The 25,730-nt window shown below is 41.1% G+C and carries 23 protein-coding genes; all 23 read left to right on the top strand.

Going from position 1 to position 25,730, the window contains the following annotated elements:
* The first annotated feature begins 315 nt into the window (after positions 1-315).
* The 23 genes from LKD48_RS00725 (at position 316) to LKD48_RS00615 (ending at position 25,711) form a co-directional block, all read left to right on the top strand.
* On the top strand, positions 316-480 hold the full coding sequence (locus LKD48_RS00725) for a hypothetical protein (RefSeq protein WP_308730855.1): 165 nt from the start codon (positions 316-318) through the stop codon (positions 478-480).
* 90 nt (positions 481-570) lie between these two features.
* The gene (locus tag LKD48_RS00720; protein ID WP_308730854.1) at positions 571-1,428 is read left to right on the top strand and encodes a YitT family protein; all 858 of its coding nucleotides are present in this window, start codon (positions 571-573) and stop codon (positions 1,426-1,428) included.
* A 303-nt stretch (positions 1,429-1,731) separates the two neighbouring features.
* Positions 1,732-2,142: a peptide deformylase gene (locus LKD48_RS00715; protein ID WP_308730853.1), complete on the top strand. Its 411-nt coding sequence runs from the start codon at positions 1,732-1,734 to the stop codon at positions 2,140-2,142.
* 1 nt (position 2,143) lies between these two features.
* Positions 2,144-3,184 (top strand): GNAT family N-acetyltransferase, encoded by a 1,041-nt coding sequence (locus LKD48_RS00710; RefSeq protein WP_308730852.1) that lies wholly within the window; start codon positions 2,144-2,146, stop codon positions 3,182-3,184.
* A 53-nt stretch (positions 3,185-3,237) separates the two neighbouring features.
* Positions 3,238-3,975, top strand: a complete 738-nt coding sequence (locus LKD48_RS00705; protein WP_308730851.1) for an alpha/beta hydrolase family protein — start codon at positions 3,238-3,240, stop codon at positions 3,973-3,975.
* Between the two features lie 82 nt (positions 3,976-4,057).
* Positions 4,058-4,600 carry a GNAT family N-acetyltransferase gene (locus LKD48_RS00700; RefSeq protein ID WP_308730850.1) on the top strand — a complete coding sequence of 181 codons (543 nt, stop codon included), beginning with the start codon at positions 4,058-4,060 and terminating at the stop codon, positions 4,598-4,600.
* A 622-nt stretch (positions 4,601-5,222) separates the two neighbouring features.
* Positions 5,223-5,882 (top strand): HD domain-containing protein, encoded by a 660-nt coding sequence (locus LKD48_RS00695; protein WP_308730849.1) that lies wholly within the window; start codon positions 5,223-5,225, stop codon positions 5,880-5,882.
* Positions 5,883-6,430: 548 nt separating this feature from the next.
* Entirely contained in the window at positions 6,431-7,864 is a 1,434-nt protein-coding gene (locus LKD48_RS00690) for a carbohydrate-binding domain-containing protein (protein WP_308730848.1), read from the top strand.
* Positions 7,865-8,015: 151 nt separating this feature from the next.
* Complete coding sequence (locus LKD48_RS00685; protein WP_308730847.1) at positions 8,016-10,154, top strand: glycoside hydrolase family 2 protein; 2,139 nt, start codon at positions 8,016-8,018, stop codon at positions 10,152-10,154.
* 551 nt (positions 10,155-10,705) lie between these two features.
* On the top strand, positions 10,706-12,262 hold the full coding sequence (locus tag LKD48_RS00680; protein ID WP_308730846.1) for an ATP-binding cassette domain-containing protein: 1,557 nt from the start codon (positions 10,706-10,708) through the stop codon (positions 12,260-12,262).
* Positions 12,263-12,509: 247 nt separating this feature from the next.
* Positions 12,510-13,250 carry a Fe-S cluster assembly ATPase SufC gene (gene sufC / locus LKD48_RS00675; RefSeq protein WP_066559192.1) on the top strand — a complete coding sequence of 247 codons (741 nt, stop codon included), beginning with the start codon at positions 12,510-12,512 and terminating at the stop codon, positions 13,248-13,250.
* Positions 13,251-13,277: 27 nt separating this feature from the next.
* Entirely contained in the window at positions 13,278-14,687 is a 1,410-nt protein-coding gene (gene sufB / locus LKD48_RS00670; protein WP_066559195.1) for a Fe-S cluster assembly protein SufB, read from the top strand.
* Between the two features lie 26 nt (positions 14,688-14,713).
* Entirely contained in the window at positions 14,714-15,775 is a 1,062-nt protein-coding gene (locus LKD48_RS00665; RefSeq protein WP_262538055.1) for a SufB/SufD family protein, read from the top strand.
* A gap of 1 nt (position 15,776) precedes the next feature.
* The gene (locus tag LKD48_RS00660) at positions 15,777-17,015 is read left to right on the top strand and encodes an aminotransferase class V-fold PLP-dependent enzyme (RefSeq protein ID WP_308730845.1); all 1,239 of its coding nucleotides are present in this window, start codon (positions 15,777-15,779) and stop codon (positions 17,013-17,015) included.
* The gene (gene sufU, locus LKD48_RS00655; RefSeq protein WP_308730844.1) at positions 17,008-17,469 is read left to right on the top strand and encodes a Fe-S cluster assembly sulfur transfer protein SufU; all 462 of its coding nucleotides are present in this window, start codon (positions 17,008-17,010) and stop codon (positions 17,467-17,469) included. Before LKD48_RS00660 ends, sufU begins: the two co-directional genes overlap by 8 nt.
* A gap of 164 nt (positions 17,470-17,633) precedes the next feature.
* Complete coding sequence (locus LKD48_RS00650) at positions 17,634-18,791, top strand: hypothetical protein (RefSeq protein ID WP_308730843.1); 1,158 nt, start codon at positions 17,634-17,636, stop codon at positions 18,789-18,791.
* A gap of 20 nt (positions 18,792-18,811) precedes the next feature.
* Positions 18,812-19,282 carry an LURP-one-related/scramblase family protein gene (locus tag LKD48_RS00645; RefSeq protein WP_308730842.1) on the top strand — a complete coding sequence of 157 codons (471 nt, stop codon included), beginning with the start codon at positions 18,812-18,814 and terminating at the stop codon, positions 19,280-19,282.
* Between the two features lie 31 nt (positions 19,283-19,313).
* The gene (locus LKD48_RS00640; protein ID WP_308730841.1) at positions 19,314-20,990 is read left to right on the top strand and encodes an AAA family ATPase; all 1,677 of its coding nucleotides are present in this window, start codon (positions 19,314-19,316) and stop codon (positions 20,988-20,990) included.
* A gap of 147 nt (positions 20,991-21,137) precedes the next feature.
* Entirely contained in the window at positions 21,138-22,709 is a 1,572-nt protein-coding gene (locus LKD48_RS00635) for a DUF5605 domain-containing protein (protein ID WP_308730840.1), read from the top strand.
* 259 nt (positions 22,710-22,968) lie between these two features.
* Complete coding sequence (locus tag LKD48_RS00630) at positions 22,969-23,895, top strand: ABC transporter ATP-binding protein (RefSeq protein WP_308730839.1); 927 nt, start codon at positions 22,969-22,971, stop codon at positions 23,893-23,895.
* Entirely contained in the window at positions 23,892-24,803 is a 912-nt protein-coding gene (locus tag LKD48_RS00625; RefSeq protein ID WP_308730838.1) for an ABC transporter permease, read from the top strand. The genes LKD48_RS00630 and LKD48_RS00625 overlap by 4 nt, the downstream gene beginning before the upstream one ends.
* A 21-nt stretch (positions 24,804-24,824) precedes the next feature.
* Positions 24,825-25,268: a LytTR family DNA-binding domain-containing protein gene (locus tag LKD48_RS00620; protein WP_066559207.1), complete on the top strand. Its 444-nt coding sequence runs from the start codon at positions 24,825-24,827 to the stop codon at positions 25,266-25,268.
* A gap of 14 nt (positions 25,269-25,282) precedes the next feature.
* Complete coding sequence (locus LKD48_RS00615) at positions 25,283-25,711, top strand: DUF3021 family protein (protein ID WP_308730837.1); 429 nt, start codon at positions 25,283-25,285, stop codon at positions 25,709-25,711.
* The last annotated feature ends 19 nt before the right edge of the window (positions 25,712-25,730 follow it).

Here is a 25,730-nt window from a genome sequence, read left to right as displayed (position 1 = left end):
AGTACTTTATGAAATGTCAAGTTAACTGAACCGCCGTGTACCGAACGGTATGCACGGTGGTGTGAGAGGTCGGCGGCAAAAGCCGCCTCCTACTCGATCATTTAAAAAGCGTAATGGATGATCAGTTTATCATAGTCACCAGATCAGTTTTGGTGCCAGGTAGTCTTACAATCAATGTTTTCGAACTTGGTTGGATTCTCCAAAAAATTTTCTCACTTTTTTCCAATTTTGGGGATTACTTTTTCTGTAAAATACTGTATACATGTTATATGCAGACCGATGCCTTCTTTCGTAATGTTTTTGTGGTGATTACATTTGACTGTTAATGCGGGTGCTGGACAGGAAGGTGGAACACCATTTACGCAGGTGGGAGTCAGAGAATTGAGAAGACTTGGAATATTGACTATGGTAATTCCGACAGGGTGTGCAGTTGGGGCAGAAGTTGTACAGGGGATTTTAACTGGATTTATAAAGCTGTAAATCAGGCTGCTTTCAATTGACAAACAAAATTCATATGCTATAATAGCAGGCAAAGAAAAATGATAACAAAAGAGAATAGGGAGTTTTAAAATGAGGGCGAAGCTTGCGAGAGCGTCATTTGAATATGGCGTGATCACATTAGCGACACTGCTTTTAGTAGTTGGCGTATATTTTTTTAAGTTTCCAAATAATTTTTCATTTGGAGGAGTAACTGGTATTGCTGTTGTGCTTTCGGCAATGAGCAAAGCATCGGCAAGTTCCTACACATTTATTATCAATATGGTGCTTCTGGCATTTGGATTTTTATTTTTAGGAAAAAGTTTTGGCGCAAAGACAGTCTATGTCAGTATATTAACATCAGTAGGATTGTCAGCACTTGAAAAGTTGTTCCCTATGAGTGCACCACTTACGACTGAGCCTGTATTGGAATTGATTTTTGCAATCTTTCTTCCGGCGCTTAGCGCAGCCATTTTATTCAATATTGGTGCATCCGGCGGTGGTACCGATATCATTGCAATGATCTTAAAGAAATATACAAGTGTGCCAATTGGTACAGCACTCTTTTTAGTTGATTGTGTTATTGTTATATCATCTTGCTTTGTATTTGATATTCAGACAGGTCTGTTCTCACTGACAGGTCTTTTGGCAAAGTCTCTTGTTATCGATAACGTAATTGAGAGTATTAATCGTTGTAAGGTATTTTTAATTGTCTGCGATGATCCAGATCCGATTTGTGAATTTATTTACCAGGATCTTAAGCGCAGCGCAACCGTTTATAAAGCACATGGCGCTTTCACGCATAACCAGAAGATGATTATTATGTCAGTTATGAAGCGTGGACAGGCAGTGCAGCTTAGAAACTTTGTAAAGCGTTATCAGCCAGGCTCATTTATTGCCATTGTAAATTCAAGTGAAATCATCGGAAAGGGCTTCCGTGGATTGAACTGATGTAAAAAATAGTGCAAAATAAAGTATGTTTATTACAGCAATAATCGTGTTGTAGGCAATAGGTATTTATCGAACTGTTACAAAAAAGCTTGAAAATTTGATTCAGCAAGATGGCATTCCAAGGAAACTTCGGAGTGCCATCTTTTTGTAAAAAGGCATGATTCATGAATGTAAAATTTTTAAGTATTGTAAAGCATAGGTTCTGATGGTAAAATGAGGGAAAACATAAAAGAAAGATGAATTTTTTGTTGAGAATACGTAATGTATTTGCTGTATTTTCGATGGATGAAGAAGGAGAACAAAATGGTCAAACCAATTATGAAAGATATATTTTTCTTAAGTCAAAAGTCAGAGGAATCGACGAAAGAAGATTTACAGATCGGAAAGGATTTAGAGGATACACTTGAAGCAAACCGTGAGGGATGTGTAGGCATGGCTGCCAATATGATTGGCGTTAGAAAACGCGTTATAATCGTAAATATGGGATTTGTGGATATTGTAATGTTTAATCCAGTTCTGTTAAAGAAGGATACGCCATATGAGACAGAGGAAGGCTGCCTATCGCTTGTTGGAGTCAGAAAAACAACTCGGTATCAGAATATTGAAGTAGAATATTTTGATAAGAACTGGAACAAAAAAAGAATAAAACTCAGTGGCTGGGAAGCTCAAATTTGTCAGCATGAGCTAGATCATTTGGAAGGAATTATTATTTAATATGGAACCAGAAAAATTATTAAAGGCACTCCACACAGTGGGAAAATTAAAAACGACAATGCGCCATTGTTATACAGATACTGGGCGAAAGGAAAGTGTCGCAGAGCACAGTTGGCGAGTGGCACTTATGGCATATTGGCTGGAGGATGAATTTCCAGATGTAGATATGAATAAGGTAATTAAGATGTGCTTAATCCACGATTTAGGCGAATGCTTCACTGGAGATATCCCGTGTTTTAAAAAGACAGATGCCAACGAGAAAACAGAAGAAAATCTTCTGTTTAATTGGGTTGCCACACTGCCAGCTCCTTTTGATAAAGAGATGAGAGCACTCTATGATGAAATGTGTGAGAGAAAGACACTGGAAGCACAGATCTATAAAGCACTCGATAACATGGAGGGTGTTTTAGCTCATAACGAGTCAGCAATTGAAACTTGGGAGCCGCATGAGTATGAGTTGACAAAAAATTACGGAATTGATAAAACACAGTTTCATCCCTATATCAAGAGGCTGCGAGAATACATGAAAAAAGAAACAGAGGATAAGATAGAAGCAGCAGGAAGAAGTATCGGAAAGGCAGAGGAATCTGACAAAGAAGAACTTCTTAATTTGTATCAGTCGATGATTGGTGGTCCAGCCGATTGGAACGAATACTATCCGTCCATGGAGACAATTGAGTTTGATATTGCACATGACAGTTTATTTGTCATGAAAAATGAGAAAAAAGAGATTATCGCTTGCATCTCAATTGATCATGACGACGAAGTAGATGCATTACCATGTTGGAGTAACAGCCTTCAGCCTTCAGCAGAGCTTGCTCGCGTGTGTGTTCGAAAGGACTTGCAGGGACAGGGCATTGCAAAGATGATGATGGAGTATGCATTTACAAAGCTTCGAAAGCAGAATAAAAAAAGTGTGCATATCTTAGTGAGAACTCGTCATGAGGCTGCGCTTGCCTGCTATCGTGCAATTGGTTTTACACAGGTTGGGATGTGTGAAATGTTTGACAAGCAGTTTGTGTGCATGGAAAAGGCATTATAATATGTAATAGTGGAAGCAAGATTTTTGTTTTCGAGAAGGGAAGGTAAAAACAGATGATGGGTGAGAAATTAACATTTCAGAAGAAAAACGGACAAAAAATTGTAGGAAAGGCATACTTTGCAGGAATCGATAAAAAATATCCAACGGTGATTTTTGCTCATGGCTTTGGTTCTAATTACCGCGACCTAGAGCATCACGGAGCTGGCTTTGCAGAGAGTGGAATTAACTGCATTTTTTTTGATTTCTGTGGAGGTGGATTAAAGTCTCTTAGTGATGGCAAGATGACACAGATGACAGTTCTCACAGAGGCAGAGGATTTAACCGAGGTAATCAGCCAAGTACAGCAGATGAAAAATGTAGATTCAGATCAATTGTTTATTCAGGGAGAAAGTCAAGGAGGTTTTGTCAGCGCTTATGTGGCTGCACAGATTCCAGAAAAAATAAAGGGACTGATTTTATGGTATCCTGCGTTTGTGATTCCAGATGATGCAAAGCGACGCTTTGAGGAAAATGAAAATACCTGTTTTGGACAGCAGTTAAGTCCAGATTATAATAAAGTGGCAAAGGATATCGATATTTTCAATGTCATCACAGGGTATAAGAAATCAGTGATGATCATTCATGGAGAAAATGATAATTGCGTACCAATTTCTTATTCAGAGCAAGCAGAAAAAGTATATGAAAATGTCAAACTGATTCGAATTCCAAAGGCAGGGCATGGATTTGACGGTGAGGATAGTCAGTTTGCGAGAGAACAGTCGATAGAGTTTATTAGGAAAAATCTGAAATGAAATTTTAACTACTAAATCGGTATTTGACGAGGTGTAAATTATGTTTATTACATTGATGATTTAATTGTTTATGGAGAAAGCTATGATTTACTTAGTAGAAGCAACTACGCAATTTAGTGACGAGTTAGAAGAATTTAAGCAGGAAATTATTTTGTATGATGCAGATAACGAAGATCAGTTTGCAGGATGTATGGGACTAAGAAATACATCTACATCAGAGGAATGGATTAATATATGTAACCTTAGAAAAAGTGTGGAGACATGTGAGCAAGCAGGAACAAAGGTGCCTTCAACAACGTATTTTGCGATAAGAGAACAAGATAAAAAACTTGTAGGAGTAATTGATTTACGTCATCATATTAATCATCCGATTTTAGGAACCTGGGGAGGCCACTCAGGGTATTCAGTCAGACCATCCGAGCGTGGTAATGGGTATGCAAAAGAAATGCTTAGGTTGAACATTCAAAATGCAAAAGAAAAAGGAATACAAAAGATGTTAATGACCTGTGATGAAAGAAATATAGCAAGTGAAAGAACAATCATTTCTAATGGTGGTGTTTTCGAGAAAAATATTGAAGTCGATGGATGCGTTATGAAAAGATATTGGATTGAAACGAACAGATAAATTCCAAGCTCCGCTACAATAAGCTAGCCGAGGAAGAAAAACAGCAGCTTATCCGTATTATGCAGAAATCGGAATTTAGTAAATCACGAATTAGCAGTTTGCTGTATGCATGAATAAATTTACATGCTTTTTACCCAATCGGGATAGAAAAGCAACATAGTTTGGTGCTATCGTGTATTAGAAACAGAAATAATATGATACTAGGGTCAAAAGCTCCAAAAGCCGTTCGCGCTTGCACGATAAGGCTTTGAGCTTGGGACCCGCAAAAACATGAGGATGCAGCGATTTGATTTAACAGCTCATTCTAGCACAGTCATTCAGAATAAAACATGCTTGCATGTTTTTTCTGAATATTGTGCTAGGAAGGAGCGCCGACGCATAAGCAAAACAGCTGCAAAGCAGCGATTAAGCCCGATAGGGCGGTTTTGCGCATGATAGGCGCGGGTGAGCTGTTTCTTACTAAAATCAGCGAATCCGAATGTTTTTAGAATTGCGAAAGTTGCATCGCAACGGAGCAATTCGTTGGTATCAGTTGGGGGCAAAATACCTTTTGACCCTAACATCATAATAGTAGATTATAGATTAGCTAGTTCGCTAATACAGAAAAGAGGCACAAATAAAAATGATTACTTATAAAGATATTCAGAAAAATAAAGAAATCAATGCAATGATTGAGCAGGGCAACCAAGTATTAAAGACACTTGGCTACACAGAGCACTCGAAGAAACATGCAATCAAGGTGGCAGAGCATGCAGCTGAGATTTTAAAAATCACAGAAGCAGACGCACATCAGATTGAGCTGGCACAAATTGCAGGCTACATGCATGATATTGGAAATTGTATCAATCGACAGGATCATGCGCATAGTGGAGCTATTTTGGCCTATTCCATTTTGAAAGAACTGGATATGCCACTTTCAGATCGACTGACAATCGTGACAGCAATTGGTCATCATGATGAGAAGACAGGAACAGCTCTAGAGCCAGTTTCGGCTGCACTCATTCTTGCTGATAAGACCGATGTGCGCAGAAATCGTGTACAAAACCCAGTCATTGCAAATTTTGATATCCATGACCGCGTAAACTATGCAGCATTGTCCTCATCTCTAGAGTTTAAGACAGAAAAGAAAATCATTCAGATGAATTTGGAACTGGATGATTCGATGTGTACGGTTATGGATTACTTTGGCATATTCCTAGAGCGCATGATGATGTGCAGACGTGCAGCAGAAGTGCTTGGCTGGCGCTTTAAATTGGTTGCAAATGGAAGCAAGCTGTGCTAAATTGCGTGAGGCAATATAAAATGTCACATGGGCATCATCATAAAACGGACACAAAATCTTAACGAATCCAACAAATAGCGAACACCTTGCTTTTCTATATTATAACCATAGCAAAGAAAGAGCACAACAAATAAATTCTGATGCAGAGTCGAAAGAGTTGATTTAAAGTAATGAACTTAGAGCAATTTAGAGGCAATTCGACTCAAAGCAATCGGGCTTAGCAGTGCAGAAAAGAGGTTAATATGAGAAGAAATAATTCGTTATGGAAAACAACAGTGGTATCGATTTCAGCAATGATGACAGTATCTATGGGTGCAGCAGTATGGGCAGCAAGCACCGAGAAAACAACATAGGAGAGTCAGTCCGATCAAGCGATAGAAGAAAAAGAAACAGAAAAGATTACAGAAGACAGTGAAACAAAAGAGGATAGCAATAACACAGAAAACCAGACATCAGAGCCACAGAGTACCAACACTGAAGATGCATCTGATTCCTCAGAAAACCAGACAGAGGAGTGCAAAATTGAGCTTTCTGATGATGGCATTTTAGTGGATGGTGAAGCCATTTCGACGGATTCAGAGTCTGCAGTCTATGCAGGAGCAGATATCGTTTATTATAAGGAAGGACAGGACAGCACTTACGGAGCAGGCAATGAAGATGATGGACATTCAGAGGAAGAGGCAGCCGAGCATACCGTCGTTACAATCACAAAGGCTGGAACCTACCGAGTAAGCGGAACACTTTCTAAGGGTCAGATTGCGATTGATTTAGGCGAGGATTCAAGAGACGATGAGAGCGCAGTTGTCAATTTGATTTTGGACAATGCTGATATCACTTGCACAGTTGCATCTGGAATCGTCGTTTATAATGCATATGAATGTGGAAGTGATGATACAGAAACTGCGACAAAGGATGTCGATACGACGAATGCAGGAGTTCATATTATCTTGGCAGATGACAGCGAGAATACAGTAAATGGCTCTCATGTAGCAAAGATCTATAAAGAAGGAACCACACAGGAAGATGTCGATGCCGGAAATGCAAAGAAGCAGTGGAAATTTGACGCAGCAATTGATTCTCTTGTTTCAATCGCATTTGATGCAGAAGAGGAAGGAACTGGAACGCTTGCAGTAAATTCCGACAATGAGGGAATTGAAACATCCCGCCATCTGACAATCAATGGTGGAACGATTACGATCAACTCAAACGATGATGCCATCAATGCAAACGAAGATGGCGTTTCCGTCATCACAATCAATGGCGGTGTGTTAACTTGCAATGCCGGTGGTGGAAAGGAAGGAGATGGAATTGATTCAAACGGTTGGATTGTGATCAATGATGGCGTTGTTGTATCAGCAGCCAATGCGACTAGCCAAGATAGCGGTGTTGACTCTGATAATGGAATTTATATCAATGGTGGAACCGTTCTTGCCAGTGGAAATATGTACGATGAGGTATCAGAGGATTCCGAGCAGGCATTTGTTGCATTAAGCTTTGCAGACAGTGTAGAGGCAGGTCAGATGTTTGCACTGAAAAATGCAGATGGAGAGATTGTCACCGTATTCTCCGCGGCAAATGATTTTCAGACACTTGTATATAGCAGTAGCGAGCTAACCGATGGCGATTATACATTGTATGAGATTTCATCGGCAGAGGGTGTAGCGGTAAGCGGTCTTTACACAGAGGTGACATCCGTCTCAGACGAAGTACAGCTGCAGGGTTCAAAGGGTGCAGGTGGCTTCGGAAGAATGGGAGGTGGAATGGGTAAGCCAAATGGCGAGCGCCCAGAAATGCCAGAAGGTGAAGCTCCGGATGGTCAGAACGGACCAGATGGTCAAAAAGGTGAGCGTCCAGATATGCCAGAAGATAGCAGTGAGCAGGCAAGCAGTGTATTCACAATTTCAGGAATCTCCAATGCATTCTCTCGCATTAGTGAATTAACGATTGAGTCCTCCGAAGAGGAAAGCTCAACAAACGTCTGATAGCGCAATTTTTTAAAACGATATGGCAACTGTAGGCAATGATTTTTCATCAAAATAGTGGTAAAGTAAACATAGCAATTAAATAAAATAGAGGGGCAATAAGTGGACAATAAGTGATTAAAGCCCACTTGCCCCTTGTGAAAGGAAAACGATGAAAAGAGAAATCATTGCAATAAACGAAGGCTGGAAATTCTGTTTGGATCCTGAAAAAATTGGATTGAAACAAAATTGGCAGGCCAGCGGCCTAGGTCAGAACAATAAAATTGAAACAGTCAAGACAGTGATGCTTCCGCACACCTTTAATACAGACAGCGAGAGCGAGGAATACCGTGGCATTTTCTGGTATGAGTATGACTTTTCAGTTCCAGAAGACTGGGAAGATAAACAGATTTGGTTTGATTTTCATGGTATCTACCGTGATGCGTCATTTTGGGTAAATGGAAAAAGTGCAGGAGAACATCTTGGAGCGGGATTTACCAGCTTTAAGCTTGATGCCACAAAATTGATCCAAGTCGGAAAAAACAAATTGGTGGTCCGCGGAACCAACGAATATTCACCACATGCACTTCCATGGGATCGCCAGTTTGACTGGGCAGATGATGGTGGAATCTTCCGCCCTGTGTATCTAAATGTATGTGAAAAAGGTGGGATTCGCTCAGTGCGCATCTATCAAAATGTGCTACTGGATACGACCCAAAACGAGCGAGTAAAAAAAGCACCAGTACAGGTGACGGCAGAAATCCAGCTATGGGACGATTGTTCACAGAAGAACGAGCAAACAGAGTTTCAGACAAATGACAACAAAAATACCAATTCAAAATGGCGCTATGAATTATATGAAGGAACGCCAGAAAACAAGGGGAAGCAAATAGTATCAGCAGAGGCACCACTAAACACTGCAGTATCAAAAAATGTAGCAGCTGAAAACACATCATCTGAAACGATGTCAGTAACAGATACCATTTCCTTTACCGTTGACGACGTAACATTATGGCATTTCGATCATCCACAGCTTTATACAGTATGCCTTCACGAGTTTGTAAATGATAAAGAGATCGACTGTGTAGAGGTCACAGTAGGTTTTCGAAGTCTTACCGTAAGAAACGGTCAGTTTGTATTAAATGGAGAGACAGTAGAGCTTGTCGGAACTGAGTGGATGCCAGGATCAGATCCACGAATTGGAAACGCAGAGACAAAGGAAGATATCGCAAGATGGCTGACTCTACTGAAAGGTTGCAACTGTATTTTCACAAGAGTACATTGGCAGCAGGACGATTCATTCTTTGACTGGTGTGACCGCCATGGTATGCTGGTTCAGGAAGAGGTTCCGCTTTGGGGACAGCCAAAAGAGCCAGTTACCCATGAGAAAGCCCTTGCAATTGCCCAGATTGACGAGATGATGGAATCTCATTTTAACCACCCATCGATCATCGCATGGGGAGTTGGAAACGAGTTAGATGGACAGAGCGAAATTACGGGCCAGTATGTAAAGGATATGAAATCTTATATTGCATCAAAAGATTCGAATCGACTGATGAGCTATGTATCCAATACCCTCTGGGAGACACCAAAGGATGCAACAGCTCTCGGCGATATGATTATGGCAAACGATTACATGGGCACTTGGCATGGAAACAAAGATCCTAGAGTAGAAATTCCTCGTTTTTGGAACGAGCACAAAGACAAGCCAATCGTAATCTCCGAGTTTGGTCTCTGTGAGCCTGCCTTTGCCGGTGGTGATCCAAGAAGAGCAGAGATCTTCCTAGAAAAAATAAAGATTTATCGTGAACTTGGTGTAAATGGAATCATTTGGTTTTGCTTAAATGATTATCGCACTCAGATGGGCGAGGAGGGCGAAGGTCGTCTTCGCCGCAGAGTGCACGGATCAGCAGATCTATACGGAAATCCAAAGCCATCCTATGAGACCGTCAAGAATGAGTGTGCGCCACTCTATATCAAATCGGTTATTCTTCTTAATAATAGAGAAGAAAGCGAAGAAGATTCGAAAATCGCAGCAGATAGATCGAAGTCACAACGAAAACTTCAAGTTGTCATTGCCAATAAAACAGCACTTCCACGCTATGAAGTTTGCGGCTATCACTTGACAGGTTTCAACAGTATTGGAAGTCGAATCTGCCAAATCAAGCTAGATACATTAAAGCCAGGTGAGACACAGACCGTTCTTCTTGCAGATACAAAAGAGTCACTTTCACGCCTTGTAATTGAGCACCCAGATGGAAGCGAGAGCATTTCTTATAAATTAAACGACATAATAAATGCCATGAAATAATGCATGTTTATAATTGACAATTAAAAATGATATGCTATATATACTGAAAGCCAGATTTGCCAGAAATCTGGCTTTTGTGATCATACAAAAGTGAGAAGGAGATACCATGCCGCATTAACTGTTATCACATGGCAACGAAATAAAAGAGTCACAAAGCATTCCTATTTGCATCGGCAGTGCTGACGGCAGTAGGAATCGGATGGTTTTTTATTGGAGTCGGCATGCTTCTAATTATTTGCATGTTCTGCATATTTGGCATTGACAATCAGTAAAAGTCTGCTATACTGAAAAACAGAAAAAAGAAAGGCATGTGATACTCTAAAAAAGGGTAACTGCATGTACGGTGAGGGAATGATTATTCGATAAGTTGATTTGGAGTAACAAAATGGTAAGACCGTAAAGGTCTTGTTTGTGTGCGCCGAATCAGTTTATCGGGAGTTATTCTCTCTATTTTTATGCCCAATGGCTTTCGGCAGTGCATATTTTAGAAGAAGATTCGCGAAAAATCAACGACTGTTTCGGTGTGCAAGAAAGGCACAGGTACAAAGTATATGCTGCAAATAAAAAATTTAACATTGACACACAAAAAGGATTTGCGAGAAATCTTAAGTGACTTTTCCTGCGTATTCAATAATGGCGACAAAGCCGTAATCATTGGCGAGGAGGGAAACGGAAAATCAACTCTTCTAAAATGGCTGTATGATCCGTTAATGGTCGAGGAATACTGTGAGGCAGAGGGGGAGCGCCTTATATCAGGAGAAGTACTTGGGTATCTTGCGCAGGAATTGCCCAAAGAAGACCAGCAAAAAAGCGTCTATGAATTTTTTTCGGAACAAGAAAGCTTCTGGAATCAGACACCAAAAGAACTGAACCAAAAAGCGGTAAAATTTCACATCGCTCCTGACTTTTTTTACAGGGAGCAGCAAATGAGCACGCTTTCTGGTGGAGAGAAGGTAAAGGCACAGCTGATGCGAATCCTTTTCGCAGAACCAACTGTCCTGTTGCTCGATGAGCCGTCAAACGACATTGACATTGAGACATTAGAGACACTTGAAGAGCTGATTTTATCGTGGGACAAGATCGTCATCTATATTTCGCATGACGAAACTTTAATTGAGCGCACGGCGAACAAGATTATTCACATCGAGCAGATTCGCCGCAAGACAAAGAGCCGCTTTTGCATCGCAAACACAAGCTACACAGAATATCTCAAAAATCGCAGTAGCCAGATGGAGAATCAGGCACGCCAGGCGGCAGATGAGCGCCGCCAGAAGCAAATCCGCGATGAGAAATTCCAAAGAATATATCAGAGCGTCGAACATGCACAAGCGGTAATTACGCGTCAAAATCCGTCCGGTGGACGTCTCCTAAAGAAAAAGATGCACGCTGTCAAGTCAATTGGACGCCGTTTTGAGCGGGAGGATGAAAACATGACTGCCATGCCAGAGGAGGAGACCGCGATCTACTTTGAGCTTGGAACGAAGGACTCGAAAATTCCGTCGGGAAAAACGGTACTTGACTACTCGCTTGATCAGCTGACCTCGCCGGATGGCAGCCGTGTGTTGGCAGAGAATATTTCGCTTCGCATTCGCGGCAGCGAGAAGATTTGCGTCATTGGAAAGAATGGAGTCGGAAAAACAGCACTTCTAAAAAAGATTGCAAAAGACCTTATGGAACGATTGGACATTCGTGCTGAATATATGCCGCAAAATTACGAAGATCAGCTTGACATGTCGCTCACACCAGTTGAATATTTAAATACAACTGGCGACAAGGAGGAGATGACGCGGATTCGTACGTATCTTGGCGCACTCAAATATACGGCAGATGAGATGGATCATCCCATCCGGGAATTGTCTGGTGGACAGAAGGCAAAGGTTCTTCTTTTAAAGATGAGTTTGTCAAATGCAAATGTCCTAATTCTTGATGAGCCGACAAGAAACTTTTCGCCATTGTCCGGTCCTGTCATCCGTCAGATGCTTGCCGCATTTCCAGGGGCGATCATTAGCATTTCCCATGACCGAAAATACATCATAGAGGTATGCGAGAAGGTATATCGTCTCGAAACACACGGGTTAGTGGAAACAAACTTGCTAAGCGAAGGATAAACTAGGAAAAACAGTGCAAAATAAGGAAAAATAAGCAAAAAAAACAAAAAAGGTAGGCACTTCTGTGCTTGCCTTTTTTTTAACAATGTTGTATAATAAGCCAGTATCAACCTATAAAAACCGTAGGAAATAGGATTTTGTACTGCCAGGGTCAAAAGCAGGGAAGCCGATCGTGCTTGCACGATAAGGATTCCTTGCTTGGAACCCACCGAAACATAACAAATATTTTTAACGAGGAGGCACTGCGATGTCAGCACCATTATTACAGATAGAAGGATTATCAGTTCGCGTAGAGGATAAAGAGATTCTGCACGGAATTGATCTGCAGATTAAAAAAGGAGAAACCCATGTTTTGATGGGACCAAACGGAGCTGGAAAGTCTACACTTGGTTATGCACTTATGGGAAATCCTAAGTATCAGATTACTGGAGGAAAGATCCTGTTTGAGGGTAAGGATATTTCTGAAGAAACACCGGATAAGAGAGCAAAAGATGGAATGTTCTTATCTTTCCAGAATCCGATTGAGATTCCAGGTGTATCTTTAACAAACTTTATCCGCAGCGGCGTAGAACAGCGCACTGGAAAGAGAATCCGTTTCTTTGCATATAAGAAGGAGCTTGAGGAAATGATGAAGGTTCTTCAGATGGATCCGTCCTATGCAGAGAGAGATTTAAATGTAGGTTTTTCAGGTGGTGAGAAAAAGAAGGCTGAGATTTTACAGATGTTAATGTTAAAGCCATCTTTTGCAATTCTTGATGAGACAGACTCTGGTTTGGATGTTGATGCAGTAAGAACTGTATCAAGCGGTGTAGAAGAGTATCAAAAGAGCATTCACGGCGGTCTTTTAATTATCACACACAGCACAAGAATCTTAGAGTCTCTTCACGTAGATGCTACTCACGTTCTTGTAGATGGACGTATTGTGGCATCAGGAGATGGATCTTTAGTAGACGAGATCAACGAAAACGGTTTTGAGCGTTTTCTGTAATAGGATAGAAGGAGACGCAAAGCGATTATGAAAGAAAAGACTTATGTAGAAGATGTCGATAGAAGCATGTATGACTTTAGAAATGAAGACAAAGATGCTTATAAAGTAAAGGAAGGTTTGAATCCTGAAATTGTAGAGCAGATTTCAAGCGAGAAGCATGATCCAGAGTGGATGAAAGAATTTCGTATGAAATCTCTTGAGATTTTCAATAATAGTACGATGCCGGATGAATGGGGTCCATCCATCGAGGGACTTGATATGGATAACATTGTAACTTATGTCCGTCCAAACACTCATATGGCAGCAAAGTGGTCAGAGGTTCCGGAAGAGATTAAGGATACTTTTGAAAAGCTTGGTATCCCGAAGGCAGAGCGTGAGTCTCTGGCTGGTGTTGGTGCTCAGTACGACTCTGAGCTTGTTTACCACAATGTAAAGGAAGAGGTAGCAGCGCAGGGCGTTATCTATACTGATATGGAGAGCGCATTAAATGGTGAGTATGCAGATATGGTACACAAGCACTTTATGAAGCTTGTTCCGCCGACTGATCATAAATTTGCCGCACTTCATGGTGCTGTATGGTCTGGCGGTTCCTTCGTCTATGTTCCAAAGGGTGTATCAGTTACCATTCCATTACAGTCTTATTTCAGACTGAATGCACCAGGCGCAGGTCAGTTTGAGCATACACTTATCATCGTTGATGAGGGTGCATATCTGCACTTTATTGAGGGATGTTCAGCACCAAAGTATAACGTGGCTAACCTTCATGCAGGCTGCGTTGAGCTGTTTGTTGGAAAGAATGCGACACTTCGCTATTCCACTATCGAGAACTGGTCCAAGAACATGTACAACTTAAATACAAAGCGTGCAAAAGTTGAAGAAGGCGGAAAGATTGAGTGGGTATCTGGTTCATTTGGTTCTCATGTATCTTATTTGTACCCGATGAGCATCTTAAACGGTGAGGGTGCAAGCGCTGAGTTTACAGGAATTACCTTTGCCGGAAAGGGTCAGAACCTGGATACTGGTACAAAGGTAGTTCACAATGCACCTAATACGTCCTCCTATGTAAATACAAAGTCTATTTCCAAGGATGGCGGTGTAAGTACCTTTAGAAGCAGCGTTGTTGTAAACAGCAAGGCAAAGCACAGCAAGTCAGCCGTCTCATGTCAGTCACTGATGCTTGATGATATTTCACGTTCTGATACAATTCCGGCTATGGATATCCGCACAAAGGATGCCAATATCGGTCATGAGGCAAGAATCGGACGAATCAGTGATGAGGCTGTATTCTATCTGATGTCAAGAGGTATTTCAGAGGAAGATGCAAGAGCGATGATCGTAAGCGGATTTGCAGATGAAGTATCAAAGGAACTGCCGCTTGAGTATGCAATGGAGATGAACAATCTGATTCGCCTAGAGATGAAGGGCAGCATCGGATGATGGAGAGAGGTGAACACGTTTTGGAGATGAAGATAAATAAATTGCCGGCCGGAACATGGAGATGGCTGCATATGAATAATGCTCGCATTGAGCAGGAAGCAGATCTGGCGTTATGTCAGGTTGCGATTCAATGTCCAGATGCGATTGTGAAGACAGAAACATCAGAGGAACAGCTTAATCAAATTCGTACAGGTATGGGCGAAGATATGACAAAGCTGCTGCAGGAGTCTAAAACACAGGCAATCTGTTTTACAGCAGAGGAAGGTGTAAAGGAGGCAGCTCCAGTAACACTTTCATTTGGCTATCAGGATACTGACCGCAAGGGAAATAGAATTGATCTGTATTTGAAAGAAAATAGTGAGATGACAGTTGTAATGGATTATCACAGCAGCGAGGGTACTGGTACTGCTGCAATTCAGACAAAGATTCACGCAGAGAAGAATGCAAAGTTAAAGCTGATTCAGATTGAACGTCTTGGAGAAGGCTTTGACTGCATGAATGATATCGGTGCCTACTGCGAAGATGGTGCAGGAGTTGAACTCGTACAGCTGATCATCGGTGGAAAAAATGTCTATATGGGTGCAGAGACAACACTTGCCGGAAAGGAATCTGATTTTACAGCAGCAATAGGCTATCAGGTGACAGGTGAAAATCGTCTTGATATGAATTACAATGCTGTTCATGAGGGCAAGAAGACAACGAGCAGCATGACAGCAAATGGTGTGCTTCGCGATCATGCAAAGAAGCTGTTTCGCGGTACCATTGACTTTAAGAAGGGTGCAAAAGGTGCAAAGGGTGATGAGTTAGAGGATGTACTTCTTCTTGATGATGGCGTTCAGAACCAGACAATCCCGTTGATTCTTTGTGCAGAGGAGGATGTAGAAGGAAATCATGGCGCATCCATCGGAAGCCTTGATGATGAACTGATTTTCTATTTGGAATCAAGAGGAATCAGTGAAGAGGCTGCATATGAGCTGATGGCAAAGGCAAGATTAAAGGCTGTCTGCAAGAAGATTCCGGTTGAAGGTCTTCGCGCAGAACTTAATGAAATGTTAGATGGCGAGGAGCCGGTTGGAGAGGAGCAGTAAAATGACGACAGAAGAAAGAAAGGCAGAAGATGCACGCTTTCGCCAGGAATATCCACTGTTTGCACAGTATCCAGAGCTGATTTATCTGGATAACGCAGCGACCACGCAAAAGCCATCTTGTGTCATTCAGGCAGAATCAGCATTTTATGAAAAATATAATGCTAACCCATTTCGTGGTGTTTATGAGCTAGCCGAGTTTGCTACAGAGCATTATGAGGAGGCTAGAGCAGAGGTAGCAAAGCTTCTTCATGCAAATGCAGATGAGATCGTTTTTACCAGAAATGCATCAGAGAGTCTGAATTTGATTGCGTACAGTTTAGGAAATCTTGTGCTTCGTCCTGGTGATGAGGTTCTTGTCAGCATTATGGAACATCACAGTAACCTCTTAGTATGGCAGCAGGCAGCCAAAAGAACTGGTGCAACACTTCGCTATCTTGACTGCACACAGGATGGAAAGATTACCGCAGAGATGGTAGAGGCTGCTATTACTGATAAAACAAAGATTTTTGCTGTGACTCAGATTTCAAATGTACTTGGATGGAAAAATGATATTAAATCATTTGCAGAGATCTGTCATAGAAAAGGCTGTCTGATTGTAGCAGATGGCGCACAGAGCGTTCCTCATATTGAGGTCGATGTCAAGGCACTTGATGTTGATTTTCTGGCATTTTCCGGTCATAAGATGATGGGACCAATGGGTATTGGTGCGCTGTATGGAAAGAAGGAACTGTTGGAATCAATGCCGCCGTTTTTATTTGGTGGAGAGATGATTGATACTGTCACAAGAGAGGGTGCCGTGTATGCACCAGTTCCGCATAAATTTGAGGCAGGCACTGTTAATGCAGCAGGTGCAGTTGGACTTATGGCAGCGATCCGTTACTTAAAAGAGATTGGATTTGATACTATTGAAAGACGTGAGGCAGAATTAACGCAGTATGCAGTAAAGCGCCTGTTGGCAATTCCTGGCGTGCATATTCTTGGTTCACAGGATCCAAGTGAGCATCACAGCATTGTGACATTCCTTGTTGACAATGTGCATCCGCATGATGTTGCATCTATTCTTGATATGGACCACATCGCAGTACGCGCAGGTCATCATTGTGCACAGCCGCTTCTGCAGCATTTAAATACGTCAGCAACCACACGTGCAAGTTTTGCATTTTATAATACAATGGAAGAGGTTGATGCTCTGGCAGAGAGCCTCGCTCAGGTAAGAAGGAGGATGGGTTACGTTGACTAACAAAACCTTTTATAATGAAATTTTAATAGATCACAACATGCATCCAGGTCACAAGCATGATTTAGACGATGCAAACATGGTGATGGAAGGCTTAAATCCAACATGTGGTGATCATATTTGGCTGAAGCTCAAGGTTGAAGATGGCGTGATCGTAGATGGCTCCTTCGTAGGCGAGGGCTGTGCAGTTTCTCAGGCATCTGCTGATATGATGCTTGATCTGATTATCGGACAGAAGGTAGAGGATGCCGAGAAATTGGCAGATAACTTCTTAAAGATGATCAAGGGAACAGCTACAGAAGAAGAAATTGAAAGTCTTGAAGAAGCATCAGCGCTTGAAGATATCGCGCATATGCCGGCACGTGTAAAGTGTGCAGTGCTCGGATGGCATACCATGGAAGAGATGCTTAAATGTGATAAGTGCAGTGGACATGGGGAGTGTTCACATTGCAACTAATAATTTTATATACCCGCTTGCTTTGGTGGAGATTGTCCACTGAGGCAAGTGGGATTTTTTTATATAAAAATAGGTTGAAGCGGGGATCAGGTTTGATATAATAGGGGTAGATACTGGAAAAGAACAGAGGAAAATTATTCTATTATAAAACAGGAGGTACGAAGATGAATAAAGATAATTTGGAACAGCTAATCCATAATTACATGGAAAAATATGATCTGTTAAATGATGCGGAACATGATGAAATTTATAAATGGAAGGCCGTCAATCATTTTCAGAAATATTGGAATTTGGATACTGACGAATTTGGAGAAATGTTTAAGCAGGCAATGGAAAAATCCTTCAATCTCATCAATAACGGTATTGCCCAGCCAACGAGCGGGATTGTCTTTCTGTGCAAACAGGATAAGAAAACAGAAAGAGAAGTACAAGAAGAATTTCGGAAGCTGTTAGCGCCAGACGAAGGAAATATAAAGGTGAGACAAGATCGCATTCAGATGTTTGTTGATGCGATTAATGAAAAATTGCAAAAAGCAGCACCTAATAAATGGAAATATAATCAAGACAGACGATCTGTAATTATGTATCTTAACTTTATTGCACCAGATGATAATTTTATGTTTAAATCGACAGAGGCTAAGGCATTTGCAGACTGCTATGAATTTGGGGAAGATATAGGAAGTGGACAAACATTTCGATTAGATGTTTATTACAGAATGTGCCGAGAGTTGGTTGATGAAATAAAAAAGCATAAAGATTTGTGTGCACTTTTAGAGGAAAAATTAAAGTACGAGGCAGAAGTAGATGAGGACAAAACAAATCCTGTGACAAAGGTTGCAGGTAAATATAATATTTTGGCATACGATCTTATATATTGTGCACATGCATATAATCTTTATGAAAATATTTCCGTTCGAAAACGGAAAAAATTAAGTGCCGTCGAACAAAAAAGACAGGAAAAAGAAAATAGAGTGAAAGATCTGATTGCTCAGAGAGAAGAAAAAAATGAGCAGTTCGAGCAACTAGAAAAGCAATTAAACGAGATGAAATTTCCTGATATTATTGGCATGAAAGTCAAGAATATTCGATACGGAGAGGGAAATGTAACTGACCAGAATGGAAAGTATGTGACTGTGGAATTTACGGCAGGTGCAAAGAATTTCATATTGCCAGATGCTTTTGAGAAAGGTTTTCTGAAATCAGCGGATGAGGAAATCAGTGCTTGCTTTGAAGAGATTGGCTCGCTTAAGAAGACAAAAGAAAAATATGAAGGTAACATCCGACTGTTGAGTACAGAAATATCTAGATTGAGTAAGAATTAATTCTAAAATGAGGTAAAACTATGAGACTATTATTCCGTCAACGCATGTTTTCTTGGTTTGACAGTTACGATATTTACGATGAAAATGGCAATACTGTATACGTAGTGAAAGGACAACTTTCTTGGGGTCATCTTTTGAATATCTATGATGCTTATGAAAATAAGCTTGGCTATGTGCAGGAGAGGGTCTTGACATTTTTGCCGAAATTTGAAATATACGAGCGAGAGCAGTATCTTGGCTGCATCAGCAAAGAATTTACATTTTTTAAGCCTAAATATAATATTGATTTTAATGGGTGGCAGGTAGAAGGAAACTGGCTAGAGTGGGATTACACAATCTTGAGATCAAATGGAAGTACTGTTGCGACGATCACAAAGGAACTACTACATATGACAGATACCTATGTGCTTGATATACAAAATCCGACAGATGAACTCCATGTCTTGATGTTTGTACTAGCCATGGATGCAGAAAAGTGTTCAAGGAATTGATGTTTTTTGGGTGAGACGAAGGGAGGCAGAGATGGCAAGAACAATCAGCATTGGAAACCAGAGTTTTGAAGAAATTCGAGAAAAGGGCTATTTTCTGGTGGATAAGACCAATTTGATCAAAGAGTGGTGGGAGTCAGCTGACAGTGTGACATTAATTACGCGTCCGCGCCGTTTTGGAAAGACCATAAATATGGACATGCTGAACTGCTTCTTTTCAAATCGCTTTCAGGGCAGAGGAGATTTGTTTGAGGGGCTGTCTATATGGAAAGAAGAAGTCTACAGAAGATTGCAGGGAAGCTATCCTGTCATTTTCTTAAGCTTTGCTGATGTAAAGCAGAATAACTGTAAAGATGCTATACAGAAAATCAAAACAATTATTACTGGGGTGTATCGCCAGTTTTTTGATACACAAGATAAATTGCCATCTCAGATTGTGCAGATGATGCAAGAAAACATGAGCGATGTTGCAGCGCAAAGTGCTTTGCAGATCTTGTCAGAGGAATTGTCAAGACGATGTGGGAAAAAAGTGTTAATCTTTCTGGACGAGTACGATACGCCGATGCAGGAAGCTTATCTTCACGGATACTGGGATGAATTTACTGGATTTATACGCGGACTATTTAACTCCACTTTTAAAAGCAATTTTTATATGGAACGCGGAATCATGACGGGTATTACTCGTGTCTCAAAAGAATCTGTATTTTCCGACCTAAATAATTTGACTGTGGTGACAACGACTTCTGAAAAATACGCATCCTGTTTTGGCTTTACGCAACAGGAAGTGACAGATGCCCTTGATGAGTATGGACTGGAAGAAAGCAGTGCATCAGTAAGGCAGTGGTATAATGGATTTACATTTGGAAGTCACCGTGATATCTATAACCCTTGGTCAATCACAAATTTCTTAAAAGAAAAAAGATTGTTTCCTTATTGGGCATCAACAAGCTCAAATGGACTTGCCAGTAAATTGATTCGAACGGCATCGGCTGATCTAAAGGAAAAAATGGAAACTTTGCTAAATGGACAGTCGATAACAGTAAATTTTGATGAGCAGATCGTTTATAGTCAGTTGGATGAAAACGAGAGTGCCATCTGGAGCTTGCTAACAGCATCTGGCTATTTAAAGATTGAAAATATTGAATACAAAGGGATTTTTTTGGAACCTTGGTATACGCTTCGTATTACCAATCTGGAGACAGTAGGCATGTTTTCTGCTATGTTTCGTGGATGGTTTTCCAGTTCGGATGCCAACTACAATGGTTTTGTGAGGGCACTACTTAGTGGAAATCTAAAAGAAATGAATCTGTTTATGAATGATGTCGCGCTCGCAACATTTAGTGCTTTTGATACAGGAAAGCATCCATCAGCGCGAACTCAGCCAGAGCGCTTTTATCATGGCTTTGTACTAGGACTGTTGGTTGAACTTCGTGGTCGCTATAGTGTGCAGTCAAATAAGGAGAGCGGATATGGTCGCTATGATATTTGTCTAATTCCCCAAAAAACTACAGATCCGGCGATTGTATTGGAATTTAAGGTGCATGATCCAGATGAAGAAAAGACGCTTCAAGAGACTGTGGAATCAGCGTTAAAGCAGATAGAAGAAAAAGCTTATGATTCAATGCTTGTCGAGCAAGGAATCAGCAAAAAACAAATACGACACTATGGTTTTGCTTTTGAGGGAAGACGAGTACTAATCGGAGGCAATTAAAATGGTGAGAATATTTCAATTTATAAAATACAGAAAAAAATAAAGTAAAAAATACTTGATTCTAGATTGAAATAAAGCTATCAGTAAATTATACTGAGATAAACAATTTGTAAAATACAAAAATATGAAAGGAACACGGGAAAAGCCATGGATCAAAAAAATGAAATGTTTATGCAGCAAACCACCTGCAGCAGATGGGGCATTTTTGAAGTCGGTATTGACGGACCAAAGGATGGAAACCCATTTATCGAGCAAAAAGTGACAGGAATTTTTAAGGGAGACAATGAAACTGTGTCTTGTGACGGTTTCTACGATGGAGACGGTGTGTATCGCATCCGTTTTATGCCATCTTTTGAGGGTGTGTACACCTACCAGATTCAGACCACATTTGGAGGTGATTGTGCTGGTAGTTTTACCGTAACAGCTCCAAAAGAAAATGCACATGGTCCAGTGCGTGTTGCAAACACCTACCATATGGCCTACGAGGATGGCACACCATACTATTCAATTGGAACAACCTGCTATGTATGGGAGCTTCAAAGCGATGAGCTGATTGAGCAGACATTTGAGACATTGAAAAATAGTGCGTTTAACAAAATTCGTTTTTGCATTTTCCCGAAGCACTATGATTATAACCTGCGTGAGCCACGATCATATCCATATGAGGGAACACCAATGGATTCAAGTGTGCTGACAACGGAAAATTTCTGGGACTATACGGGAAAAACAGAAGGAAATCACTTGGATTTGACTCGTTTTAATCCAGCACATTTCCAGCATATTGAAAATTGCATTCGTTGTCTAGGCGAGCTTGGAATCGAAGCCGATCTTATCATGATGCACCCGTATGACCGCTGGGGCTTCTCTCAAATGACAAGAGAACAGGATGATCTGTACTGGAACTATGCAGTTTCAAGATTTAGCGCATTTGCAAATGTCTGGTGGTCACTGGCAAATGAGTATGATCTGATGCCACACAAGACTCTCGACGACTGGGAACATTATGCGACAATTCTTTGTGAGAAAGATCCGTATCATCATATGAGATCCATCCATAACTGCATTTCTTTATATGATTTTTCAAAGCCATGGATCACGCACTGTAGCGTGCAAAGAACCGATCTGTATAAGAGTGCAGAGTGCACGAATGAACTTCGTGAACGCTACAGAAAGCCAGTTGTGCTCGATGAGATTGCCTATGAGGGTGATATTCAGCACGGATGGGGAAATTTAACCGGAGAGGAAATGCTAAGACGTTTCTGGGAGGCAGCTTGCAGAGGCGGCTATCCGGGTCACGGTGAAACCTATTTAAATAAAGAAAATATTCTGTGGTGGTCACATGGTGGCAAGCTTCACGGAGAGAGCCATAAGCGCTTTGGATTTTTGCTTGATCGATTAAAAGAAACACCAGGACTTGGTCTTCAACCATGCAATCGAACTTGGGATGAGGTGTGTGCTGTGCCGCAGGAGATTACGCCTGGAGAGGCAGAGTGTGGCTGCAAAGAATATTATCTGATTTATTATAGCTTCATGCGTCCAGCCTTTCGCGAGTTTCATTTCGACGACAAGTCAAGCTGGCATGTGCGTGTAATCGATACCTGGAACATGACAATCGAAGATCGCGGTAGCTTCCAAGGCAAATTTAAGGTAACACTTCCAGCAAAGCCATATATGGCAGTGCAGATCTGGAGAGAAGGCGCAGATATACACCTCTTATGAATATAGCTTTCCGAGGTGGAAGTGCTTTGCCCACGACGCCGTAAAGTGAAACGGTTAGGCTCGTGGGCAATCACTTCACCGAGGGGGACATTCGGCAGCGATAAGATGCGGCAATTTGCATCTTACCGCTGCCTTTGCGCATCTTGCCGCGAATTGCTTGCTGTATATTCCTAATTTCGCTATCCTTATATTAGTGAATGATATTCATGGGATAATCACTACGCAGGTGAGCCTGTGAACATATAAGGGAGGAATGCATATGCAATCAGAGATCACCGTAAAAAATCTGAAAAAGTATTTCGCTGAAATCAAAGCCGTCGATGACATCAGTTTTACCGTGCAAAAAGGGGAATTGTTTGGCTTTCTCGGTGTAAATGGAGCTGGAAAATCAACAACAATTCGCATGATGTGCACGTTGTTTTCACCAACTGGAGGAGAGATAGAGATCGGCGGATTGCGAGTGGGAGAGGCGGATGAACAGATCCGGCAGAAAATTGGTGTCGTCTGGCAGGAGAATGTGTTAGATGATCGCTTGACAGTTAAGGAAAATTTGCAAGTGCGTGCTGCAATGTATCAGACAAAAAGTGCATGGCAAAAAGAGCGCATTCACACTGTCTGTGAAAAACTTCATTTAGAGGATATCTATGCAAGACGTTATGCAAAACTTTCTGGTGGACAAAAGAGGCGATGTGAGATTGCGGCAGCACTGCTAAATGATCCAGAGGTTTTGTTCTTGGATGAGCCGACGACGGGGCTTGATCCGGCGACGAGAAAGCAAGTATGGGCAAGTGTGAAATCTCTGCAAAGAGATGACAAAGTGACGGTCTTTTTGACCACTCACTATATGGAAGAGGCAGCTGCGGCCGGTCATATTGTAATTCTCGATAAGGGAAAAATTTGTGAGTTTGGTACACCACAGGAATTAAAAATGCGCTATGCAAAGGATATGCTGACGTTGTATTATAAACAAGAGAAAGACATACTTACTTCTGATAATGAAAAAATATATGATACAATACCGATAACAGCAAAATCAGAGATCCGTGTATTAGAAAACAGCATGGAAGCAATCCCAATTTTAAATCAGTTATCAGATCAGCTTGAAGGCTTTGAGTTGCAGCAAGGTACCATGGATGACGTGTTTCTGGCAGTTACTGGAAAGAGCTTGAAAGGAGGTAACATATGAGCGAGATCAAAGCAATGACAAAGAGAAATCTGTTAATTTATTTTCGAAACAAAAGTGCTGTCTTTTTTTCGATATTATCAGCACTGATTTTGCTTGCCATTATGGTTGTCTTTCTTGGAGAGTCGTCATCAGAGGGTTTGCTTGATGCATTGAACCAATATGGAACTGGCACAGCAGAGGAAAATGCAAAAAATGCCTCGTGGCTGGTTCAATTGTGGATCATGGGTGGTATTCTGGGTATTAACAGCGTAACAGTATCGCTAACTGCGATTGGTGCAATGGTAGAGGATGAAGAAAGAGGACGGTTACGTTCATTTTATGTGACACCAGCAAGTCGTTTTTATCTGTCACTGGGTTATATTTTGTCAGCTTGGGTTAGTGGTATGGTGATTTGCCTTACGACATTGGCAGTGGGAGAAGGGTTCTTTGCATTAAAAGGACATCCAGTACTTGGAATTGTTGATCTGGTATCACTTGTCGGTGTGATTGCATTAAATACGTTTGTATTTTCAACAATTGGCTATTTGGCAGCATTGTTTATACGCACAGGAAGTGCATGGAGTGGTATGTTGACTGTGGCTGGTACACTTGTAGGTTTCTTGGGTGGTACTTACATTCCAGTGGCGTCCATGTCTGAATGGCTTCAAAATGTGGTAAAACTTCTTCCAGTGATTCATGGAACTGCTCTGATGCGAAGATTTTGTATGCAAAGTGCATCTAAAACAGTTTTTGCAGGAATGTCAGATACCGTACAGACTGTATTTTTCGAACAGATGGGTGTCACACTAAAAAATGGCTCACAGACAATCAGTATATTGGGACAGATTTTACTATTGATTGTTTGGGCAGTGGTTGTCATCGTAATTGCAGCTGCAATCGCAAAACGAAGAAAATTAAAAGATCGCTAAAGGTCTGAGAGGTGGGATTTTATGAAAGTAACAATACAGGAGTGTTCGGCAGAGGAGGAAGAGGAAGTCATCATCCGATGCCGTGGAATAGATGAAAGAATCAGTCGACTTCTTAAGGCACTCCAATCCGATCAGGAAAAATTGACGGTATTTGACGGAGAAAAAATGCATCAAGTACAGCTTCGCGATATCTGCTATTTTGAGGCAGTTGACAATCGTGTGTTTGCCTATCTGGATACAAAAGTATTTGAAATTCATTCAAAGTTGTATGAGTTAGAGCAGCAGTATGGAAATGCAGATTTTTTCAGAGTCTCAAAATCAGTCATCGTAAATTTATCAAAGGTCGATCATTTTAGTCCAATGTTTCAGGGACGCATGGATGCCTGCATGACCAACAAAGAGCATGTCGTAATATCTAGACAGTACGTTTCACTTTTAAAGGTTCGATTAGGACTGAAAAATTAGAAGGGAGAAGGAACATGACAAAATTTGAGTTCGTTTTGAATAAATTTTATGAAATTACGGTTTGGTCGCTGTTTGCGGCGATTGCTATGACAGTATTAAACGGAGGCGATGGCATGGTTCCGGCTTCTATTCTATGGCAGATTCCAGTATTGTCATTTTTGGGAGCACTTTCCTCTCTGATTTATCCTTGGGATCGCAGCATGACAAGAAAAGAGTTTGTGATTCGCATTGCCATTCACTATATGATTATGAATGGGATTGTGCTTGGTGGCGGCAGCTTGTTTGGCTGGTTTGATATTCATGAGCCGCTGCAGGTTGCTATGATGGCATTATCCGTTGCCATTATCTTTTTTATTATTTCTCTATATTCGTGGACGAAGGGAAATAGGGAAGCACAAAAGCTGAACCAGCGTTTAAAAAAGCGTAATGACAACGAATCATGATAAATCGAAAAAATATAGT

The sequence above is a fragment of the Anthropogastromicrobium aceti genome, from assembly GCF_020687335.1.
GTDB lineage: Bacteria > Bacillota > Clostridia > Lachnospirales > Lachnospiraceae > Anthropogastromicrobium > Anthropogastromicrobium aceti.
Note: the sequence above shows the minus strand (reverse complement) of the source record. Positions and strands in the feature narration are given on the sequence as shown.

Coding starts and splice junctions, on each gene's coding strand:
- LKD48_RS00720 (WP_308730854.1), top strand. CDS start 571: ATGAGGGCGAAGCTTGCGAGAGCGTCATTTGAATATGGCGTGATCACA.
- LKD48_RS00715 (WP_308730853.1), top strand. CDS start 1,732: ATGGTCAAACCAATTATGAAAGATATATTTTTCTTAAGTCAAAAGTCA.
- LKD48_RS00710 (WP_308730852.1), top strand. CDS start 2,144: ATGGAACCAGAAAAATTATTAAAGGCACTCCACACAGTGGGAAAATTA.
- LKD48_RS00705 (WP_308730851.1), top strand. CDS start 3,238: ATGATGGGTGAGAAATTAACATTTCAGAAGAAAAACGGACAAAAAATT.
- LKD48_RS00700 (WP_308730850.1), top strand. CDS start 4,058: ATGATTTACTTAGTAGAAGCAACTACGCAATTTAGTGACGAGTTAGAA.
- LKD48_RS00695 (WP_308730849.1), top strand. CDS start 5,223: ATGATTACTTATAAAGATATTCAGAAAAATAAAGAAATCAATGCAATG.
- LKD48_RS00685 (WP_308730847.1), top strand. CDS start 8,016: ATGAAAAGAGAAATCATTGCAATAAACGAAGGCTGGAAATTCTGTTTG.
- LKD48_RS00680 (WP_308730846.1), top strand. CDS start 10,706: ATGCTGCAAATAAAAAATTTAACATTGACACACAAAAAGGATTTGCGA.
- sufC (WP_066559192.1), top strand. CDS start 12,510: ATGTCAGCACCATTATTACAGATAGAAGGATTATCAGTTCGCGTAGAG.
- sufB (WP_066559195.1), top strand. CDS start 13,278: ATGAAAGAAAAGACTTATGTAGAAGATGTCGATAGAAGCATGTATGAC.
- LKD48_RS00665 (WP_262538055.1), top strand. CDS start 14,714: ATGAAGATAAATAAATTGCCGGCCGGAACATGGAGATGGCTGCATATG.
- LKD48_RS00660 (WP_308730845.1), top strand. CDS start 15,777: ATGACGACAGAAGAAAGAAAGGCAGAAGATGCACGCTTTCGCCAGGAA.
- LKD48_RS00650 (WP_308730843.1), top strand. CDS start 17,634: ATGAATAAAGATAATTTGGAACAGCTAATCCATAATTACATGGAAAAA.
- LKD48_RS00645 (WP_308730842.1), top strand. CDS start 18,812: ATGAGACTATTATTCCGTCAACGCATGTTTTCTTGGTTTGACAGTTAC.
- LKD48_RS00640 (WP_308730841.1), top strand. CDS start 19,314: ATGGCAAGAACAATCAGCATTGGAAACCAGAGTTTTGAAGAAATTCGA.
- LKD48_RS00635 (WP_308730840.1), top strand. CDS start 21,138: ATGGATCAAAAAAATGAAATGTTTATGCAGCAAACCACCTGCAGCAGA.
- LKD48_RS00630 (WP_308730839.1), top strand. CDS start 22,969: ATGCAATCAGAGATCACCGTAAAAAATCTGAAAAAGTATTTCGCTGAA.
- LKD48_RS00625 (WP_308730838.1), top strand. CDS start 23,892: ATGAGCGAGATCAAAGCAATGACAAAGAGAAATCTGTTAATTTATTTT.
- LKD48_RS00620 (WP_066559207.1), top strand. CDS start 24,825: ATGAAAGTAACAATACAGGAGTGTTCGGCAGAGGAGGAAGAGGAAGTC.
- LKD48_RS00615 (WP_308730837.1), top strand. CDS start 25,283: ATGACAAAATTTGAGTTCGTTTTGAATAAATTTTATGAAATTACGGTT.